Annotated in this window: 18 protein-coding genes and 1 tRNA gene; 9 read left to right on the top strand and 10 right to left on the bottom strand. The window is 42.1% G+C overall.

What is annotated here, in order from left to right; genetic code table 11:
* Nucleotides 1-239: 239 nt before the first annotated feature.
* The gene (locus DK188_RS14745; protein WP_111671601.1) at nucleotides 240-1,439 is read right to left on the bottom strand and encodes an RsmB/NOP family class I SAM-dependent RNA methyltransferase; all 1,200 of its coding nucleotides are present in this window, start codon (nucleotides 1,437-1,439) and stop codon (nucleotides 240-242) included.
* Nucleotides 1,440-1,538: 99 nt separating this feature from the next.
* On the opposite strand from DK188_RS14745, the gene prmC reads away from it, so the two are divergent.
* Nucleotides 1,539-2,381, top strand: coding sequence for a peptide chain release factor N(5)-glutamine methyltransferase (gene prmC, locus DK188_RS14740; protein WP_111671600.1), 843 nt, complete (start codon nucleotides 1,539-1,541; stop codon nucleotides 2,379-2,381).
* Between the two features lie 83 nt (nucleotides 2,382-2,464).
* Entirely contained in the window at nucleotides 2,465-2,854 is a 390-nt protein-coding gene (locus tag DK188_RS14735) for a DoxX family protein (RefSeq protein WP_111671599.1), read from the top strand.
* Between the two features lie 32 nt (nucleotides 2,855-2,886).
* On the opposite strand, the gene DK188_RS14730 is transcribed toward DK188_RS14735, so the two are convergent.
* Nucleotides 2,887-3,726: a VOC family protein gene (locus DK188_RS14730; RefSeq protein ID WP_111671598.1), complete on the bottom strand. Its 840-nt coding sequence runs from the start codon at nucleotides 3,724-3,726 to the stop codon at nucleotides 2,887-2,889.
* Nucleotides 3,727-3,735: 9 nt separating this feature from the next.
* Nucleotides 3,736-4,611, bottom strand: a complete 876-nt coding sequence (locus DK188_RS21815; RefSeq protein ID WP_111671597.1) for an SRPBCC family protein — start codon at nucleotides 4,609-4,611, stop codon at nucleotides 3,736-3,738.
* 113 nt (nucleotides 4,612-4,724) lie between these two features.
* Between DK188_RS21815 and DK188_RS14720 the strand changes: the two genes are divergently transcribed.
* Nucleotides 4,725-5,705 (top strand): GlxA family transcriptional regulator, encoded by a 981-nt coding sequence (locus tag DK188_RS14720; protein ID WP_111671596.1) that lies wholly within the window; start codon nucleotides 4,725-4,727, stop codon nucleotides 5,703-5,705.
* Between the two features lie 683 nt (nucleotides 5,706-6,388).
* Here DK188_RS14720 and DK188_RS14710 read toward each other — a convergent pair.
* Nucleotides 6,389-6,461: transfer RNA gene (locus DK188_RS14710), tRNA-Met, on the bottom strand.
* Between the two features lie 68 nt (nucleotides 6,462-6,529).
* Here DK188_RS14710 and era point away from each other — a divergent pair.
* From era to DK188_RS14690, 4 genes are all read left to right on the top strand, one after another.
* Nucleotides 6,530-7,423, top strand: coding sequence for a GTPase Era (gene era / locus DK188_RS14705; RefSeq protein WP_111671594.1), 894 nt, complete (start codon nucleotides 6,530-6,532; stop codon nucleotides 7,421-7,423).
* Between the two features lie 2 nt (nucleotides 7,424-7,425).
* Entirely contained in the window at nucleotides 7,426-8,739 is a 1,314-nt protein-coding gene (der, locus tag DK188_RS14700) for a ribosome biogenesis GTPase Der (RefSeq protein ID WP_111671593.1), read from the top strand.
* Between the two features lie 76 nt (nucleotides 8,740-8,815).
* Nucleotides 8,816-9,007, top strand: coding sequence for a hypothetical protein (locus tag DK188_RS14695; RefSeq protein ID WP_111671592.1), 192 nt, complete (start codon nucleotides 8,816-8,818; stop codon nucleotides 9,005-9,007).
* 66 nt (nucleotides 9,008-9,073) lie between these two features.
* A complete protein-coding gene (locus DK188_RS14690) occupies nucleotides 9,074-9,697 on the top strand; it encodes a transcription elongation protein SprT (protein ID WP_111671591.1) in 624 nt (207 codons plus the stop codon).
* Nucleotides 9,698-9,699: 2 nt separating this feature from the next.
* On the opposite strand, the gene scpB is transcribed toward DK188_RS14690, so the two are convergent.
* From scpB to DK188_RS14670, 4 genes are all read right to left on the bottom strand, one after another.
* Entirely contained in the window at nucleotides 9,700-10,260 is a 561-nt protein-coding gene (gene scpB / locus DK188_RS14685; protein ID WP_111671590.1) for an SMC-Scp complex subunit ScpB, read from the bottom strand.
* Nucleotides 10,261-10,262: 2 nt separating this feature from the next.
* Nucleotides 10,263-10,646, bottom strand: coding sequence for a TraR/DksA family transcriptional regulator (locus DK188_RS14680; protein WP_111671589.1), 384 nt, complete (start codon nucleotides 10,644-10,646; stop codon nucleotides 10,263-10,265).
* Nucleotides 10,647-10,893: 247 nt separating this feature from the next.
* Entirely contained in the window at nucleotides 10,894-11,064 is a 171-nt protein-coding gene (locus tag DK188_RS21500; RefSeq protein ID WP_157963247.1) for a hypothetical protein, read from the bottom strand.
* Between the two features lie 63 nt (nucleotides 11,065-11,127).
* Nucleotides 11,128-13,641 (bottom strand): lamin tail domain-containing protein, encoded by a 2,514-nt coding sequence (locus DK188_RS14670; protein ID WP_111671587.1) that lies wholly within the window; start codon nucleotides 13,639-13,641, stop codon nucleotides 11,128-11,130.
* A 151-nt stretch (nucleotides 13,642-13,792) separates the two neighbouring features.
* On the opposite strand from DK188_RS14670, the gene DK188_RS14665 reads away from it, so the two are divergent.
* Both DK188_RS14665 and DK188_RS14660 read left to right on the top strand, forming a co-directional pair.
* Nucleotides 13,793-14,782, top strand: a complete 990-nt coding sequence (locus DK188_RS14665) for an aspartate-semialdehyde dehydrogenase (protein ID WP_111671586.1) — start codon at nucleotides 13,793-13,795, stop codon at nucleotides 14,780-14,782.
* Nucleotides 14,782-15,969, top strand: a complete 1,188-nt coding sequence (locus DK188_RS14660) for a class I SAM-dependent methyltransferase (protein WP_111671585.1) — start codon at nucleotides 14,782-14,784, stop codon at nucleotides 15,967-15,969. The genes DK188_RS14665 and DK188_RS14660 overlap by 1 nt, the downstream gene beginning before the upstream one ends.
* A 13-nt stretch (nucleotides 15,970-15,982) precedes the next feature.
* On the opposite strand, the gene DK188_RS14655 is transcribed toward DK188_RS14660, so the two are convergent.
* Both DK188_RS14655 and carB read right to left on the bottom strand, forming a co-directional pair.
* Nucleotides 15,983-16,240 (bottom strand): DUF4834 family protein, encoded by a 258-nt coding sequence (locus tag DK188_RS14655; protein ID WP_111671584.1) that lies wholly within the window; start codon nucleotides 16,238-16,240, stop codon nucleotides 15,983-15,985.
* A gap of 24 nt (nucleotides 16,241-16,264) precedes the next feature.
* On the bottom strand, nucleotides 16,265-19,084 hold the full coding sequence (gene carB, locus DK188_RS14650) for a carbamoyl-phosphate synthase large subunit (RefSeq protein WP_111671583.1): 2,820 nt from the start codon (nucleotides 19,082-19,084) through the stop codon (nucleotides 16,265-16,267).
* Between the last annotated feature and the right edge of the window lie 234 nt (nucleotides 19,085-19,318).

Below are 19,318 nucleotides of genomic sequence, written 5' to 3'. Positions count from 1 at the left end.
CCCGTCAAAGTTACACACAAAAACCGAAGCCATCCCATGGCAAAGCAAAAATTCTATTGAAAATGAATAACAAAAGTGATTGATTTGAAAGAAGGTTTTGAAAAAGGTGATTTCTGAAATCCGAAAATCACCTTTTTCACTCTAACTATTTCTTAGACTTTAGCAAAAAGAAAGATTAGAATCAAAAAATGATTGCACCAGAATCAAGAGAAACTCTTGTGTCAGTCCTCGGAATTTATTTATTCAGATGCTGCTTTTTTCAATAGTCTTGCGATGTAAAAACCGTCAAATCCACTCTCCTGAGCAAGTACTTTTTTATCTTCGATCAATTCGAAATTCTTGCCAGCCTCACTTTCCAGGAATTTTTTTACTTGTAGCTCATTTTCCGAAGGAAGAATACTACAGGTCGCATAAACCATCTGTCCTCCCGGCTTAAGCATGGAAGGATAGGTTTGAAGGATTTCCTGCTGTGTTTCCTGCACTTTTTGAATGGATTCCAGGCTTAGTTTCCATTTAGTATCAGGATTTCTTCTCAAAACGCCAAGTCCAGAACAAGGAACATCCAGAAGTAAGCGGTCAGCAGACTCTTTCAGGCGTTTAATGGTTTTGGTGCCTTCGATTGCTTTGGGCTCGATGATCGACACGCCATCTCTCCTTGCTCGAAGCTTGGTTTGTTGGAGTTTCCATTCCTCCACATCCATTGCGAGAACTTTTCCTTTGTTCTCCATCAGAGCAGCCAGATGGAGCGCTTTCCCTCCTGCTCCTGCACATGCATCGATCACACGCATTCCTGGCTCAACGGCCAAAGCTGCCGCTACGAGTTGAGAACTGGCATCCTGCACTTCAAATAATCCTTCTTTAAACGCAGGATGACGAAAGACATTTTCCCGCTGCTCCAAAATCAGTGCATCCGGATATCCTTTTACGATATAGGTATTGATTCCATCCGCCGCGAGTTGATTTTTCAACTGCTCTCGCGTGATTTTCAGGGTATTCACTCGAAGTACTACTTCTGCTTCTTCATTTAGGGAATGGATTTCAGCTTCCCAAAGGTCGCCGAGTTCACTTTTCCCCAACTTGTGAAGCCACTCAGGAATGGACTCCAGCATAGCAGGATCCTCGATGGACTCGTATTTGCCTTTCAATTTGTCTGGATTGATCCGTGCAAATTCTTCCCACTCAGGAAGTTGATTCCCTTGCATCAGCCAATAGGTACCAAAAAGGTCCCAATAATCCTTGGAGGGACTTAAATGACCGATTAATCTCCACCAGCGTACCATTTCATAAGTAGTCTCAGCTATAAATGAACGGTCACGAGCTCCCCATTTAGGATTGGACTTCAGCGTACGTTCAATAACCTTATCGGCATATTGACCTTCTTCAAAAATGGCTTGCAATGCGGTATGTACTCCGCGGATGGTGTTGTTATGTAACTTCATGGAAAACAGAATCTCGCTACAAAGGTAAGAGGAAATGCCGAGGAATAGGTTCTTCTGGGATCCGAACCAGAAAAACGAATTCCTGACTTAACTTTGGGCATGTCACTTTCCTATCAGCAACTAGTCAAAAACTGGTCAATACAGCTTACTCAATACGAATCTACCGAAGCCCAAAATCTAGTCAATTGGCTTTTGGAGCATCATCTCGGGTTGAGACGAGTAGATATGATGCAATTCTTGGAGGAAAAGGATCTTTCAAAGGAGCTTAAGGATGATTTTTATCGCTTGAAAACCGGCGAACCTATTCAATATATTTTAGGCAAAGGGCCTTTTTACGGGAGGGAATTTAAAGTTTCTCCAGCAACGCTAATCCCAAGAAATGAAACCGAGGAGCTGGTTCATTTAATTCTAAAAGAAAACAAAAGCTCCAATTTAAGGGTGTTGGATATCGGCACAGGCACGGGATGCATTCCAATTACTTTGGATTTGGAGATGAAAAATTCCGAAGTATTTGCATTAGATATTTCCATTGCGGCACTGGAAATCGCCAAAGAGAATGCTAAAACGCTTCACGCTAAGGTTTCTTTTTTCACCTGTGATATACTTTCAGAAAACCCCGAGCTCAGCGAACTGGATATTCTGGTCAGCAATCCCCCTTACATTCCTATCGAAGAAAAAGGACAAATGCATGCTAATGTCTTGGATTTTGAGCCGGATTTGGCCTTGTTTGTTTCAGATGAAGACCCCTTGATTTTCTACCAAATCATTGCTGAGAAGGGCAAAAAACTTCTCAAATCCTCCGGAAGAATCTATTTTGAAATTAATGAACGGTTTGGCCCTATGGTTTCCGGTTTATTGGAAAATCTAGGTTACCATAACGTGCGAATCATTCAAGACCTGAATGGGAAAGACCGAATCGTATCCGGCCATCTTTCCGGTTAACAGGGTCTTCCCTACTTTTGGCAAAAACTTCTTTTATCAATCCTTATCAAATTTTAAGTTCGCTTTAAACCAACTAGACGGCTATGAAAAACGACTTATTGAAAGACCTTACACTTCTACTTATTCGACTCGGAGCTGGCGGAATGATGCTGACTCACGGCATTCCAAAAATCGGCAGATTGCTTGGTGAGGGTCCTGTGAAATTTGCAGACCCTTTTGGATTAGGACCTGAGATTTCGCTTGGTATGGCAATTTTTGCAGAGGTGATCTGCGCTGTTTTGGTCATGGTTGGATTTAAAGCTAGACTTGCGACCATCCCTCTGATTATCACGATGCTGACTGCGGCATTTTATGCCCATTGGAATGATCCATTTGGCAAAAAAGAGCTGCCATTACTTTATGTTTGCGTATTCTTAGGAATCCTGGCTTTTGGTGCGGGGAAATATGCCTTGGATTCGTTGAAAAAAAAGTAAAATAAGGCTGTCGATGAGACAGCCTTATTAATTTAAGAATTTACTAACATCTCGATATCAAATTTTTTCATTTTTAAAAAAGCCTGAATCACGCGGGGAGAACGATCAGGATCAGACATCAAGCTTTTTAAAACAGCCGGCACAATTTGCCAAGAAACTCCGAACCTATCCTTGAGCCATCCACATTGGCTTTCGATGCCACCTTGGCTTAATTCATTCCAGTAGTAGTCGATTTCTTGCTGATTTTCACACTCCACAACTAAAGAAACTCCCTCCGTAAAATTGAAGTTGTGGTCCAGATTGCTGTCCATGGCAATAAAAAGCTGCTCATTGAGGATAAATTGTGCATGGTTGATTTTTCCTTCCTGCGAAGCCTGATCTGCGCCATATCGAGAAATAAACCGAAGTGAGGCATCTTCAAAAATCGATAGGTAATGGTTAATGGCAGATTCAGCCTGACCAAATTGAGATCCTGTAAACATAAATGCTGGATAATACCGTTCAGAAATACCTTCGGGCTTGTCCAGAGTCAGCTGCCAGCTTACTCCATATTGATCCTCCACCCATCCGTATCGGGATGCCCATGGATAGACATCCAAGGGCATGAGCACTTTTCCTCCCTGGCTTAATTTACCCCATATTTCATTGATTTGCATTTCTGAATCCAAAACAGAATAAAAAGAAATCGAAGGATTCGGATGAAATATTGGTCCTCCGTTCAGCATCATAAACTGCTGTCCGGACGATGACCAGGTAGTCACTAGGGAATTTGATTCTTGGATTTCTGCATGAGGAAAAATGGAAACATAAAATTCAGCGGCCTCCTTTGCTTTCCCATCAGACCAAATACAGTGATAAATTTGAGTCTTCATGACGGAGAGTTATTGTTCGCAGATTTCCTTTAGTCTCTGAAGAGCTTTGGGCCACATTTGCTCAAACATTTCCTTGTATTCTCCACCCGAAATAAAGTCGACTTTGACCAAGGTAGTATCTCCCTTATCTAGGAAACTGTAATTCTCGGTAGCACCTGCAAAACTTTCCACATCCGGACCAGAAGTGATTTCCTTTCCATCCGCATAGAGTCCCAGATGCTCAATGGAGACATACTTGTCTTTGATACACTCAGCAATTCTTGACACCATCCCCCCTTCTTTGCCGTCAGGTCCCGGACCGAGAAAAAGAATTTTAGAACCCTTTATCCAGTCTCCTTTGAAATAGGATCCGGGAGAAAATGCTGTGGTCCAATCCCGGTAGGATTTATCCGCCAGCATGAGTTCAAAAACTCTGGAAACTGGAGCCTCGATTTCTATTTCAAAATGCATGGAATCATGCTGAAAGCCTTCAACGTACTGCTTGAAATTGTCAAGGATTGCCTGCCAACCTTCACGCTGTAATTCTTCAGAATTCATCTCCTCTGCTTCGAATAGTACTGTCACTTTAGTCCCCTTGCCTCGATCTTCAAATTCAACAAAAGCTTCACGCCCATCGGCCATGACATAGCTCAGCAATTCATTGGGTTGGACTTTTTGAAATACTCCTTCAAAGTCGAATCCCATCGACCCATCCTTCGCCTCCATTCGATAGGAGAAACTACCACCCGGTTCCAGTTCGTTTTTGGCAGACGGAGAATGCCAGTCTTCACTTGCACAATTCCAGTTGACGATATGCCAAGGAGAGGTATAGGCAGTCCAAACTTGGTTTACAGGAGCAGAGATTTCTGCTACGACAGTGATTTTTGATTTCGGTTTAGTTGACATAGTGCTGTATTCAAGAACATTAAAGTACAAACCTACAATCCTTTTTTGGCGAAATGCCTACACATTTCAGACAATCAAAGGGTGATTTGCGACAGTAATTTTTACATTTAAGGATGAAAAAAATTTACATCCTAGCTATGGAGCATTCAGTGGTCCAAGCTATCGCCGGAACTCAATATTGTTTTGACACGGTTAATTTTTTCTTACATCAACAAGGAAAATCTCCTGTTTTCGAAACTCAACTCGTAGGCATTTCAAGTCAAATCCACCCGGGATCTGCTGGATTTTCCATAAAGCCCGACGTGCTCTTAAATCAAACTGGCAACGCTGACTTAATCATAATTCCTCCATTATTCGGTGATTTTGACTTGGCGATTGAAGCCAACAAATTATTTATTCCATGGATTCAATCCCAGTTTAAATCCGGAGCTGAAATAGCTTCCCTCTGCGTTGGTGCATTTTTTCTTGCATCGACAGGGATTTTGACCGGTCGAAAATGCTCCACCCACTGGGGATTCATGGATCGGTTTCGGTTGCAATTCCCTGATGTAGAAGTGATGGACGGTAGCATTGTAACCGAGGATTCAGGGGTTTATTCGAGTGGCGGGGCCAATTCCTACTGGAATTTGCTGTTGCACTTGGTTGAAAAGTTTGTTGACCGCGAAATGGCTATCCTTCTCTCTAAATATTTTGCAATTGATATTGACCGAGCCAACCAAAACTCATTTGCCATTTTTCAAGGACAAAAAAACCATGCAGATCCGCAAATAAGAAAAGCCCAAGAAATCATCGAGGAACGCTTCGATCAGCGAATCTCCATAGAAGAACTAGCAGAGGCCGTGGCCATAGGAAGAAGAAGTTTTGAGCGGCGATTCAAGCGGGTCACCAACAACTCTGTACTGGAATACATCCAACGTGTAAAGATTGAGGCTGCAAAACGAAGCTTTGAAGGAAGCCTGAAAAACATAAATGAAGTGATGTTTGACGTCGGATATACGGATTCGAAGGCTTTTCGAATGACTTTCAAAAAAGTCACAGGAATCACTCCAGTGGAATATCGGAAGAAATACAACAAACTCTCAAGACCAAATTAGACCCTTTTTTATCTTTCCCTTTGCACCCATTTTTTTGCTGTAGCTTAAAAATTGAGGATCGTGAAAAATAAATTTTTAAAAAAAGATCCAAGAACATCAAACGTATCGTAATTGTTTTTGCTAGTGAGCTGGAATTCTCAAAAATACCCAGTACTGGGTATTTTTGAGAATTCCGAGATGCTTACCTTGTAGTTAAATTCAATTTGGGAATAAACAAAAGTGAAAGGAGAAGCAAGTGGTAAGGGCAAGTAACGAATTTTTAAAAAGTGGAGGAAAGTTTTTTAAGCAACAGGACCAGAAGGAAAAAAATCTTCCCAGGCTCGCAGTCAAAGGAGCAAATTATCTAGCAGCTCGAAGAATCCACAGAAGAGCAGCTTCAAAGATCAAGACAGGGCTTTCAAGAATTTTTTTTCAGAAAAAATTGGCGAAGAGTGCTCAAATCTTAAAATCCCGTCAGGAAAAACTTCTAAAATTTAAGATTAACTACATCCCTTTATGCTCAGATGAGGACTGGGAGGCAATAGCAGCCTTTTATTCCAAAAACGCAGAGTAAAAATTGGATTTTTCTTTTTTGAACATAGAGGAAGATTTTTTCAATATAAAAATGAATCAAAAGGCTTCTAAACCCTCCAAATAGGCTAAAAAAGAAAACCCCATATACATTTTGTATAAGGGGTTTTTAGTAGCGGGAACAGGACTCGAACCTGTGACCTTCGGGTTATGAGCCCGACGAGCTACCAACTGCTCCATCCCGCGATATTGTGATGCAAAGGTAAGGACTATCTCTCCAAAATCAAGTACCTTTGCAAAAAAAAATAATAAAAATGCTTTCCCCAACGCATAAAGCCGGATTTGTAAATATTGTAGGCAAGCCCAATGTCGGCAAGTCCACACTCATGAATATCCTTGTGGGTGAGCGCCTTTCAATCATTTCATCCAAAGCTCAAACCACCCGTCATAGGATCCTCGGGCTGATCAATACAGACGAATACCAAATCGTTTTTTCTGATACGCCTGGGATGCTCAAACCAAAATATGAGCTTCATAAGAATATGATGAGCTTTGTCAACATCTCCTTGGAAGATGCGGATGTCATCGTTTTTGTCACCGACCTGTATGAAACCGAGGAGGAAATCGAGGATGTGATCACCAAAATCAACGCATCCGGGGTTCCGGTACTATTGGTGATTAACAAGATCGATCTAGCTAAAGAAGGTCAACTCGACGAAGTAACTGCCTATTGGACCTCACGAATCAAGTCTGTAAGTGTAATTCCTATTTCGGCATTGGAGAAATTCAATACTGAGCGGATTATCCAAGAAATCCTCGATAGATTGCCCATACACCCGCCCTATTATGACAAAGAGGAACTAACTGACCGGCCAGAACGGTTCTTTGCTTCCGAGATCATTCGGGAAAAGATTTTCACAAACTACAAAAAGGAAATCCCATACAGCACTGAAGTTTCGATTGAGGATTTCTATGAAGAGGAATCCATAATCAAAATCAGGGCAACCATCTTTTGTGAGCGGGACAGCCAAAAAGGCATCCTGATCGGAGATAAAGGAAAAATGCTGAAAAAAGTCGGGATTGAGTCCAGAGCGGAATTGGAGAAGTTTTTCGGGAAAAAAGTGTTTCTGGAGACCTTCGTCAAAGTCGAACAGGACTGGCGCAAAAATAAATTAAAACTAAAAAAATTCGGGTACGACCCATCTTAATCATGGCAAATATTGTAGCAATCGTTGGCAGACCTAATGTCGGCAAATCCACACTTTTCAACCGACTGGTAGAAGAGCGCAAAGCCATTGAGGATAACATGAGCGGAGTCACTCGTGACAGACATTACGGGCACGCCCAATGGTCTGGCAAATTCTTCTCTGTAATCGATACTGGAGGTTATGTAACTGGTTCTGAGGATGTCTTCGAAGCAGAAATCCGAAAGCAAGTAAAACTTGCCATCGAAGAGGCAGATGTCATCCTGTTTGTGGTGGACTGTATTGACGGGTTGACCGATCTGGACATGGAATTCGCCAATGAACTCAGGGGAAGTAAAAAACCCTTGTTCATTGTCGCAAATAAGGCGGACAACCGGGAGAAAGCGATGATGGCCCATGAGTTTTATTCTCTTGGAATCAGCGACTTTGAAATTTACCCCATTGCAGCCGCAAGTGGAAGTGGTACAGGAGAACTCCTTGATGAAGTCGTAAAGCACTTCCAAGATGAAGGAATAGAAGATCCTGATGCAGGAATTCCCAAAATCTCAATCCTAGGAAGACCGAATGTCGGAAAATCATCTTTCCTAAACGCACTACTGGGGCATGAGCGATCTATCGTCACTGACGAAGCTGGAACTACACGTGACGCTATTCACACCCGATATAAGCTTTTTGGTCAGGACTTTATAATTACCGATACGGCGGGCATCAGAAAAAAGGCCAAAGTGAAGGAAGATGTAGAATTCTATTCAGTGATGCGATCTCTCAGAACCCTCGAAGAGTCCGATGTGATCATAGTCATGGTAGATGCTACCCGGGGTTTGGAAGCTCAAGACATCAATTTGATCAGCCTTGCCATTAAAAATAACAAGGGAGTCATGATCATGGTAAATAAATGGGATCTGATCGAGAAAGATCACAAAACCATGGGGAAAATCAAGGATGACATGATCGACAGACTGGGGGAAAATAAATGGATTCCGATCATTTTCACCTCAGTGGTGGAAAAACAGCGAATTTTCCAAGCTATTGAATTGGCAACCAAGGTGTATGAAAATAAAACCCGCAGAATTACCACCTCAAAGTTGAATGATATCCTACTCCAGGAGATCGAAAAATACCCACCTCCGGCATGGAAAGGAAAATACATCAAGATTAAATATGTAACCCAATTACCTACCAAAAATCCGGTATTTGCCTTCTTTTGCAATCTACCACAATACATCAAGGAACCTTATACTCGGTATTTGGAGAACCGACTGAGAGAAAACTTTGATTTCGAGGGAGTTCCTATAAAAATTGTTTACAAAAACAAATAAAAAATATTTGGATGGCGCTTGTACTATTATGAATAATACCAGTACATTTGCGGTGTAATTAAGAAAACCACAAAAAATGAAAAAAGTATTTGCAATTTTCGCAATCGCTGGCTTGATCGCTACTGCTTCTTGCGGTAACAAGACAACAGAAGAAGTTACAGTTGAAGAAACTGTAGTAGTTGAAGAGACTCCAGTTGTTGAAGAAGCTCCTGCTGTAGACACTACTGCTGTTGCTGCTGACACTACTGCTGCTACTCCAGCTCAGTAATTCATCCGAAAACGGAAAGAAATTAAGAGTCCCGAAATCGGGACTCTTTTTTTATTTTTGGGGGACATGACATCTAAAGAGCAGCTCACCAAACTTTTTGAAAAGCATATACCACTCGGAGCCGTCTCATATTGCATTAGTCTTTGGGAGAGAACTCCTTTTTTTTTCAAGGTTCAAAAACCAAGATCTTCTAAATTTGGCGATTTTCGGTACCAAAGAGACAGAAAAATCCAAACCATCACCATCAATTCGGATTTGAATGTATTTCAATTCGTTCTGACCTACATCCATGAGGTTGCTCATTTGCGCACTTTCGAAAAGTTTGGAAGCACACTTGCTCCTCATGGTATGGAATGGAAAAATGAGTTTCAAAAATTAATGAGTCCCATTTTAATCGATTCGGTATTTCCGAAGGACATCCTTATTCCCCTCAGGACGCACATGCTAAACCCCTCAGCTAGTTCTGCTCGGGATTTATTCCTGATGAAGGAGATGAGCAAGTATGATCTGAAAAGTGATTCTAAATCTGACCTCATTTTTCTTTCAGATCTTTTACCGGGAAAAGAATTCCTCCTGACAGGTAGAATATTCAAAAAAGGTGAAACGAGAAGAACTCGGATAGTATGTGAGGAGGTTAAAAGCGGTAGAAAATACCTTGTATCGAGGCTGGCAAAAGTCAAGCCCATCTAAAATTAATCTCGCTCTTCCCCGATTTGATTTTCTGGTTGGGAAAAGTCTTTCGGCTGAGGCAAATCTTGGATGGAATTGATTCCAAAATATTCCATGAATTTATTAGATGTGCCATAAATTAACGGCTTTCCGACTCCCTCAGATTTCCCTTTGATTTCAATCAGTTCTTTTTCCAAAAGTTTTTGAACAGAATAGTCACTGTTTACTCCTCTGATCTGCTCGATTTCTCCTTTAGTGATGGGTTGTTTGTAAGCAATGATTGAAAGTGTCTCCAGCTGAGCAGTAGAGAGCCGCTTCTGCGACTGCTGACGAAGCAGAATGCTAATACTCGACTGATAAGCTGGCTTAGTCAGAAACTGATATCCTCCACCCAGATGCTCCAAAGCGAAGGAGAAGTCCTCCTGATTGTATTTTTTACGCAACTCATAAATTGCTGACTCAATATGATCCAGAGCAACTTCTGCATCGAACATTTCAGATAGGCATTTTGAAATTTCCGAAACGGTAATTGGCTCCGGCGCACAAAAAATCAAAGCCTCAATATGCCGATGGAGGTAATCCACGATTACTTTTTGGCAAGTTTGGCTTCAATAGAATGCATCGTGTGAGGAACGGCCTTGAGCCTCTCTTTGGAGATCAATTTTCCTGTATCAACACAGATTCCATAGGTCCCGTTTTTGATTCGGATCAGCGCATTTTCCAGATTTATGACAAACTTCTGTTGTCTGGCAGCAAGTTGGCTAAGGCTTTCCCGCTCAAGGGTATCTGCACCATCTTCCAATAACTTCGACGTGGAAGCGGTATAATCTGTCCCAGTATCATTTTTTTTACTCAAGCTCTCTTTGAGTGAAGTAAGTTCTTCCTTTGCACTGGCCAGTTTCTGATGAATAATGACTTCAAATTCTTTAAGCTCTTCCTGAGAATATGCTGTTTTTTCTTCTTGACTCATGATCAAAGATGCTTTTGGTAATAGTTCTGGGACGGAAAATTTTGGGTTTGGTTCCCTAAAATACGTTGGACTTTGAGATTTGCAAAAATTAAAAAAAAATGGGGTTTCATACTTTAGTGAAAAAAACGAATCAGAAAAATTCAAAATCCGAGTAGCTGTTCATTGTCAGGCTATTACATCCTTATTTCAAATGGTGCGATTTCACAATGCCAGAATAAGCGATCTTTTGATCAAAAAAATAAAACTTTTAGGCAACAGCCTTTTCGGTTTGAAGTATTTTTTCAAGCCTTCTTTTCAAAACCAATTGGTCTACATCAAGCCTATGCTTCATTCTTAAGTATTGCTGCACTTCATTGAGTTCTTTTCCTTCTTTCAGAACAAACTCTTGCAAAGCCAGGGTAATCAGGTCACGATTCATGATCAAGGGTTTAGCTTCGTTAAAATACTTAAAAACTGCATTTTAACCAATCAAAAAGTGAAATTAAAGCCGAGTAGCCACAACAATTGTTCTTTTGATCACTTTCAATCCGCCACTCGGCTCATAAAGCTCTGCAACCAAAACAAAATACCCAGCTCTGACCAATTTCCCCGTTGAATCTGTTCCTGTCCAAGTCAACAACCCTTCCGTACCAAGGATTTGGTTTTGTGAGAGTGTTTGGATCAACTGACCCGCGGCGGAGTAAATCTTAAATGTCCCCACCCAACCCGGTTCACCTAATTCATACCGAATAGTAGTAAATGTCGCTCCGGCACTTCCTTCCGGGTCAAAAATCTCCGGATCTAGCTGAATCAATTCAGATTCAAATTCTGACTCCAGATTTTGTGAATTCCTTTTTCCTGGTGTAGCATAATCCTCATTTCCCGAAGCTGACTGCCAATTGGACCGAACAGATGCAGGAGAATCTGAAGAAATGCGCTCCAAGGAAACCCCTTTGGGATCTCTCAACAGAGGATGATGCAGATCTTCATCGTAGTCAAAAGATTCCACCACTTCTCCTGTGGGATTTACCAATACCACCGTGCCACCACCAATGGGATAACTCGGTAAACTTGGGATTTGAATTAAATTCTTCTCGGCGGACTTAGGATAAGATAGTCTCAGGGCATTCACATCGGTAGTGATCGCCAAGTATGACTCTGGAGATAGGATCTTCCCTTGACTGCCAAAGACCCTAAGTTGATCCACTTCTCCTGCAGCGTTTACATTTGCCAAGGCAAAACCCGCTAGATCTAAATGTTTCTGGGTGGTATTCCGGATTTCAACAAATTTTGGGTCTCCAGTTTTAGGATTAAAAAGCACTTCATTGATGATCACATTTCCAAGATCGGCCGACTGTGGCCGAACCAATTCGATCGATTGCGTATCTAATTCATTCCCAAAGCAATCTAGCAACCCATTCAGCTGAAGGAGATAGATTTGATTTGAGTCCGCTGGGCTTTGAAGCAAAAAAAGCACCTCAACAGCGGATTGATACACCACCTTGTCCACCTTCAGGACTGGAGAAATCTGGACATTTTCAAGATTCAGATTTTGCAAAAAAGGAACTGAAAACAAAAGTGAAATAGTGGTAGAATCTCTGAAGTATCCAGAAATCAACTCCGGAGAAGCCAGAGAAGCTGTTAGATCAAAAACGGCATTTTGGCTTCCTGGCGTTCCTCTGGCTTCTGCACTCGAAGGCTTTAAGTATAACGAATTCTCACAAAGCAAAAAGGGATTAGGCACTTCAAGACTATATCCTCCATTTGCAAATTCACTTTCCCCCCAAGTGGCGGTCGAATACGAAATCTGGTCAATACGTGAACCATCTGCTGAATTCAAGACTATTTCATCACCAGAATTGAGTAGAGTTGGCCAATTGGCTACCGCCAATACTTTTCCAAAATCACTGAATTGACTCGCCTGATTATCGGGTGCCAAGATCAAATACTCTCCCGGATTGATCCAATATTCATTAAGTACTACAGTGGATCGAGAATTTGAAAGCGATACGCCTCCCAAGCGTAATTCTGTATCACCTGCATGAAAAAGCTCGATGTATTCCACATTGGGAAGGTCTTGATCTGCACGCGGTGAGGGCATGATTTCATTGATTACTAGTGATTTTGGTGGAATATCTGTAGGATCAAAAAACGTGAAATTAAGGGTTGTATCCTTGAGAAAATTCCCCTCCAAATCCGGAATTTGTCTGACGATCAGGTTATAGGACTTTGCGGATTCTAAATTTTGGCCCAAAGTAATCACTACAACAGAATCGTTTTTCAACTGGATCTCATCGGGATTTACCTCATCCAATTCATATGCTAAAGGGAGAATTGAAAATACCGGATCAACATTCTCAGAAAACTGAATGAGGAGCGAATTGGAATCGTACCCTTTGACTGCAAGTACAGTTGGGGGAGTTTCATCTATTTCGATGTCTCCAAACTCGAAATCATCCATGATCCATCGGGCAGAACTTCCGGATCCAGCTCCATAGCGAATTTCCAAACTTAAAATCGCCTCTTCTGAAGTTTTATAAATTTCAGGAAGATCAATCGTGTATTTTTTGAAATCCCGAGTCTCATTGGAGAATTCTTGATTTTCGCCGATTTGAATGGGCTCAGAAAAAGCTCCCTCAAGACCTTCTCCCCAAGAATAAAAAACCAAAACAGGTCGATTGCCAGAACCATTTTGGAGGGTTTTTGCAAAAAATTCCACCCTCGGGTTTTCGAAACTTGAAGGGTTCAACCTTACCCAAATTTTGCCGTCAAAGGAACTAATCGGCTGGACAGCTAGTGCGCGGCTGTTATTTCTTCCTTGATTAGAGATCTGAAAAATCCGGGCAGATGTCGCTCTTACATCATTTCCCAGCCAACCCGGAAGGAATTCCTCCGGATTAGAGGATACCTGAAAATCACCTTCAAAGTCTTGCCTTTGGGAAAATGATTCGGTTATTCCCAGTTCAAGGAAAAACAGGGAAATAAATGCGAGCTTCTTTAAAAAATGCTTTTGCATAAAAATCACTCAAAAAGCCATACCTAAATATATAAAATTTAAAAAATAAATATTCCAAGGAATCATCAAAACATCTGAAAAAAGTTGCCCACAATCCTGAAAATGAAGCTGTAGTCCTTACTTTTGCAGACCAAAATAAAATTATTATCAAATGAAACTGGCTGTAGTAGGTGCAACCGGCCTTGTTGGCACCGAAATCCTCGAAGTGCTCGCTGAGCATAACTTCCCTTATTCCGAACTGCTACTCGTCGCCTCTGAGCGATCAGTTGGAAAACAGATTGAGTACAAGGGTAAACAACACACTGTAATCGGTCTGTCCGAAGCAGTAGCAGCCAGACCTGAAATTGCAATTTTCTCTGCAGGAGGAAGTACTTCCCTAGAATGGGCCCCAAAATTTGCAGAGGCTGGCACATTTGTGATCGACAATTCATCTGCTTGGAGAATGGATCCAAGTAAAAAATTGGTCGTTCCTGAAATCAATGCCAAAGAAATCAGTACTGAGGATAAAATCATCGCAAATCCAAACTGCTCTACCATTCAAATGGTGATTGCATTGGAGCCTTTGCGACAGCGCTATGGCATCAAGCGGATCGTTGTGTCCACCTATCAGTCTGTGACAGGTACCGGCAAGGCAGCCGTGGACCAAATGATGGCAGAACGTGCCGGAGAGACCCCTCAAATGGTCTACCCACATAAGATTGATATGAACGTCCTTCCTCACATTGATGTATTCCAACCAAATGGCTACACCAAGGAAGAGATGAAAATGATCAACGAAACCAAGAAAATCTTTTCCGACAACACCATAAATGTGACTGCTACGACGGTTCGAATCCCAACCATGGGCGGACACTCTGAATCGGTAAATGTGGAGTTTAAAGAAGATTTTGATTTGGCTGAAGTGAGAACCTTATTGGAATCAGCGCCTGGTGTGATCGTGCAGGACGATCCTGCCAACTTTGTCTATCCGATGCCAATTACTGCACATAAGAAAGATGAGGTCTTTGTAGGCCGATTAAGACGAGATGAATCCCAGGCTAACACGCTGAACATGTGGATTGTGGCAGATAACCTTAGAAAAGGTGCCGCTACCAATGCCGTTCAGATTGCAGAATACCTATTGGAAAAAGGATTAGTGTAATGGACCTCAGCGAGGTAAATAGCGCTGAATTCAGAAAATTTGTGCAGGATCATCGTAGCGAAGATCCTGCACTTTTGCTTTTTAAATACCAAGGCAAAGTCAATTTTGACTTAAAGGAGGCCGTTCAGCAGATTTCTGCCAGACAAAAAACTACCAAAAAACTATCTGAGTGGACGGGCAATCCTTCATTGATTTTTCCTTCTTCCATTTCTTTGGAGCAAAGTTCCTCTGAAATCACCGCAAAACACAAAGCGGAAAACCTTTCCGGTTCCTTGATGATTGACCTGACAGGAGGATTTGGCGTAGATGTTCATTATTTGAGTCAGGGGTTTGAAAAGGCCATTTACTGCGAAAGGCAAACCGAGCTTTTTCAGCTTTCCAGCCACAATCTGGAACTCTTAAATCCTGGAAAATTTGAATTTCATGAAGGAGACGGGGTACAGTTTCTAAAAGGAACGAACTTGTATTTTGACCTGATCTATGCCGATCCGGCTAGAAGAGGAATCGGCAATCAAAAGCTCTACAAGCTTCAGGACTGTGAACCGGATGTAGTCAGTGCTTGGCCGCTGTTGAAACAGAAAGCCGATAAAGTTCTACTCAAAGTTTCACCGATGCTTGACCTCACTCAGGCCTGGAGTGAATTGCCGGACATTCAAAAAATCACCGTGGTCTCAGTGAAAAATGAAGTGAAAGAGATTTTACTTTATTGGCAAAAAGCTCATGGCAGCGAAACGAAAAAAATAGAAGTAGTCGATCTGGAAAGTGATGCTCCAAGATTTGAATTCAGCCTAAAAGAAGAAGAAAATGCAAGTTCCATGTTTGGCGAAGCCCAACAATACCTGTTTGAACCTTTGAGTGGGATATTGAAAGCCGGAGCTTTTTCGCTTTTCGGAGAACGGTTTGGACTTCGAAAGCTGGACAAAAACAGCCATCTCTACACGGGACATTTGATACCTGATGAAATCCCAGGACGTGTCTTTGAAATTATCAAAGAGATTTCTCCTAAAAAGCTGGAAATCAAATCGCTTTTTCCCTCAGGAAAAGCAAATGTTATTTGCCGCAACTATGTCACTGGTGCAGAAGAACTAAAGAAGAAACTTGGTTTGAAAGACGGTGGGGAGGACTTTTTGATTGGAACTAAAACAGGAAGTGGATTCAAGGTTTTTTGGTGTAAAAGGATAAAATAAAAAAAGTGAAGAATTACTCCTTCACTTCTTCATAATCGACGTATTCCCCGCCTTCAATGTCCTTTTTTCGTTTTTCGAGTTCCTCTCTGGGAATAAAATCCACATTTACTGAATTCTTTGGTCGTGATGCTTGCTGCTGCGCACGCTGCTGTTCCATTGCTGCTTCATTTACCTGCCGGGCAAATTTGGCGAGTTTGGTCCGAAGAAAATAGCGGATGAGTTGGCCTAAAAGCCAACCCACTCCGAGAATAATGATGAGAAATTTAACCAAGGCTTTTTCGTTTTTTGGACTGGATTATCTACTCAAGTAGATATTTCGCTCAGAATAGATTTTCAAGAAATAATCGTCCATCAGGTCATCGATAAAGTAGATCGCTTCGCCTGTAGATTTCATTTCTGGTCCCAGTTCCTTGTTGACATTCGGAAATTTATGGAAAGAGAACACAGGTTCTTTGATAGCATAACCCTTTTTGAAAGGTTTGAATTCAAAGTCGGTAACTTTTTTCTCTCCTAGCATCACCTTTACGGCATAATTGACATAAGGTTCCTGATACGCTTTGCAGATAAACGGCACTGTGCGGGAAGCCCGCGGGTTTGCTTCGATGATGTAAACCTTGTCGTTTTTAATCGCAAATTGAATATTGATCAGTCCGACAGTTTTGAGCGCAAGGGCAATTTTGTGGGTATAAGTCTCTATCTGACGAATCACCAGATCGCCTAGATTGTAAGGAGGCAATACGGCGTAAGAATCTCCAGAGTGAATACCGGCAGGCTCGATGTGCTGCATGATTCCAATGATGTACACATTTTCACCGTCGCAGATTGCATCTGCTTCTGCTTCAATGGCTCCTTCAAGGAAATGATCAAGCAAGATTTCATTGTTTGGAATATCCCGCAATACATTGACTACGTGCTGCTCGAGTTCTTTCTCATTGATCACGATTTTCATGCCCTGACCACCCAATACATAGCTTGGCCGAACCAGCAGCGGGAATCCGATCGTCTTGCAAAGTTCAAGCGCTTCGTCGGTGTTATGAATAGTACCAAATTCTGGGTAAGGGATTCCTATGTCTTTCAAGAGTGTAGAGAACCGTCCTCTGTCTTCAGCCAAATCTAAGGCTTCAAAGCTAGTCCCGATGATTTTGATGCCGTATTTATCCAGCTTTTCAGCGAGTTTCAAAGCAGTCTGACCTCCCAGCTGAACGATGACCCCAATTGGGTTTTCCTGAAGGATGATCTCATAGATATGCTCCCAGAAAACCGGCTCGAAGTAAAGCTTGTCCGCTATGTCAAAGTCTGTCGATACGGTCTCAGGATTACAGTTGATCATGATCGTCTCGTAGCCGCATTCTTTGGCTGCCAAAACTCCATGGACACAGGAGTAATCAAACTCAATACCCTGACCCACTCGGTTGGGGCCCGAACCTAAAACCACAATTTTCTTCTTATCGGACTTAACTGATTCATTTTCATCTCCGAAAGTAGAATAGTAATAGGGAGTCTTCGCCTTAAACTCAGCTGCACAGGTGTCAACCAGCTTATACACACGCTTGATTCCCATTTCCTCATAGCGCTTGTTGAATACTTCGCTTTCAAGACAGTCAACCAAGTGTGCGATTTGACGATCCGCATACCCTTTTTTCTTGGCAGAATCCATCAGTTCAAATGGAATTGTGTCGATTTTGTATTTTGAAATCTCAGCTTCCAGATGAACAAGCTCTTCGATCTGTCGGAGAAACCATTTGTCGATCTTGGTCAAATCGTGGATCGTACGGAAGGAAATTCCAAGTTTGAACGCATCGTAGACATGAAATAGTCTATTCCAGCTTGGATTGGCCAGTGAGTAGAGAATCTGTGCCTGATCCTTGAGTTCTTTGCCATCTGCTCCGAGACCGTTTCGTTTGATCTCAAGTGATTGACAGGCCTTCTGAAGCGCCTCTTGGAAATTGCGACCGATCCCCATCACCTCACCAACAGACTTCATCGAAAGTCCAAGTCTGCGGTCAGATCCTTTGAACTTGTCAAAGTTCCATCTTGGTATTTTCACGATCACATAGTCGATCGTAGGTTCAAAAAATGCAGAAGTTGTTTTCGTAATTGAGTTACTAAGCTCATCCAGGTTGTACCCGATGGCAAGCTTGGCAGCAACTTTTGCGATTGGGTATCCTGTAGCTTTTGAAGCCAAAGCTGAAGATCTAGATACCCGTGGGTTGATCTCGATCCCAATGATGGTCTGATTATCGGGACTTACAGCAAACTGCACATTACAGCCTCCGGCAAAGTTCCCAATGCTGTTCATCATCTTGATCGCATGATTCCTCATTTGCTGATACACTGTATCAGGAAGCGTCAACGCAGGCGCAACAGTGATCGAATCCCCTGTATGAACCCCACAAGGGTCAAAGTTTTCAATGGAACAGATCACGATCATGTTTCCGATATTGTCCCGCATCACCTCAAGCTCGTATTCTTTCCAGCCCATAATGCTCTGCTCGATCAGCACTTCATGTACCGGAGAAGCTTGAAGGCCAGCGCTTAGGTGTTTTTCGAAATCTTCTTCTTTTTCGACAAAGGCTCCACCTGCCCCACCGAGTGTATAGGAAGCCCTGATGATTAGCGGAAACCCAATCTCCTGAGCGATTTCTTTTCCCTGAAGGAACGAGGTAGCCGTATCGCCTTTGCAGACGCCAACACCGATTTCTTCCATCAGCGCCTTGAATTTTTCACGGTTTTCGGCCGTATCGATCGCAGCGATATCCACCCCGATCATCTTTACACCAAAATTTTTCCAAATTCCTGCTTTATCGCAATCAATAGCAAGGTTCAAAGCAGTCTGTCCTCCCATAGTCGGCAAAACCGCATCGATATCCGGATGATCTGTCAGGATTTTTTTGATGGATTTCTTGTCCAGAGGAAGCAGGTACACATTGTCAGCAGTGACCGGGTCAGTCATGATCGTGGCCGGATTGGAGTTAATCAGGGTCACGGTAATCCCTTCTTCACGAAGTGAGCGGGCGGCCTGAGAGCCTGCATAGTCAAATTCGCAAGCTTGACCGATGACAATGGGACCTGAACCGATGATGAGAATGTGTTTGATGCTATTGTCTTTAGGCATTATAAAGTGGGATAGAGAGAGAAAATACTTACGTCCAAATTGGCGCAAAATTAGAAAAATTATCCGAAGGGGAAAGGATAAAAGCAGAAGTATAAAGACAGAAAGCTGAAAGACTTGACCAAAAAACTCTGAAAACAGGCATTTGCAGCATGCAGATAGCCATATTGGGCAAGAAAAGTTCAGAAACCAAAAAGTTGCTAAATTTTATATTTCTGACTTTCAATTTTATATTTC

The organism is Algoriphagus litoralis, assembly GCF_003259255.1.
Classification (GTDB): domain Bacteria; phylum Bacteroidota; class Bacteroidia; order Cytophagales; family Cyclobacteriaceae; genus Algoriphagus; species Algoriphagus litoralis.
This window is presented reverse-complemented; position numbering and strand designations above follow the sequence as displayed.

Excerpts from the sequence above, each read along its gene's own strand:
- DK188_RS14670 (WP_111671587.1), bottom strand. The coding sequence starts at position 13,641 with ATGCAAAAGCATTTTTTAAAGAAGCTCGCATTTATTTCCCTGTTTTTC.
- DK188_RS14665 (WP_111671586.1), top strand. The coding sequence starts at position 13,793 with ATGAAACTGGCTGTAGTAGGTGCAACCGGCCTTGTTGGCACCGAAATC.
- DK188_RS14720 (WP_111671596.1), top strand. The coding sequence starts at position 4,725 with ATGAAAAAAATTTACATCCTAGCTATGGAGCATTCAGTGGTCCAAGCT.
- der (WP_111671593.1), top strand. The coding sequence starts at position 7,426 with ATGGCAAATATTGTAGCAATCGTTGGCAGACCTAATGTCGGCAAATCC.
- DK188_RS14730 (WP_111671598.1), bottom strand. The coding sequence starts at position 3,726 with ATGAAGACTCAAATTTATCACTGTATTTGGTCTGATGGGAAAGCAAAG.
- carB (WP_111671583.1), bottom strand. The coding sequence starts at position 19,084 with ATGCCTAAAGACAATAGCATCAAACACATTCTCATCATCGGTTCAGGT.
- DK188_RS14695 (WP_111671592.1), top strand. The coding sequence starts at position 8,816 with ATGAAAAAAGTATTTGCAATTTTCGCAATCGCTGGCTTGATCGCTACT.
- DK188_RS14690 (WP_111671591.1), top strand. The coding sequence starts at position 9,074 with ATGACATCTAAAGAGCAGCTCACCAAACTTTTTGAAAAGCATATACCA.
- DK188_RS14660 (WP_111671585.1), top strand. The coding sequence starts at position 14,782 with ATGGACCTCAGCGAGGTAAATAGCGCTGAATTCAGAAAATTTGTGCAG.
- era (WP_111671594.1), top strand. The coding sequence starts at position 6,530 with ATGCTTTCCCCAACGCATAAAGCCGGATTTGTAAATATTGTAGGCAAG.
- prmC (WP_111671600.1), top strand. The coding sequence starts at position 1,539 with ATGTCACTTTCCTATCAGCAACTAGTCAAAAACTGGTCAATACAGCTT.
- DK188_RS21500 (WP_157963247.1), bottom strand. The coding sequence starts at position 11,064 with ATGAATCGTGACCTGATTACCCTGGCTTTGCAAGAGTTTGTTCTGAAA.
- DK188_RS21815 (WP_111671597.1), bottom strand. The coding sequence starts at position 4,611 with ATGTCAACTAAACCGAAATCAAAAATCACTGTCGTAGCAGAAATCTCT.
- DK188_RS14680 (WP_111671589.1), bottom strand. The coding sequence starts at position 10,646 with ATGAGTCAAGAAGAAAAAACAGCATATTCTCAGGAAGAGCTTAAAGAA.
- DK188_RS14745 (WP_111671601.1), bottom strand. The coding sequence starts at position 1,439 with ATGAAGTTACATAACAACACCATCCGCGGAGTACATACCGCATTGCAA.
- DK188_RS14735 (WP_111671599.1), top strand. The coding sequence starts at position 2,465 with ATGAAAAACGACTTATTGAAAGACCTTACACTTCTACTTATTCGACTC.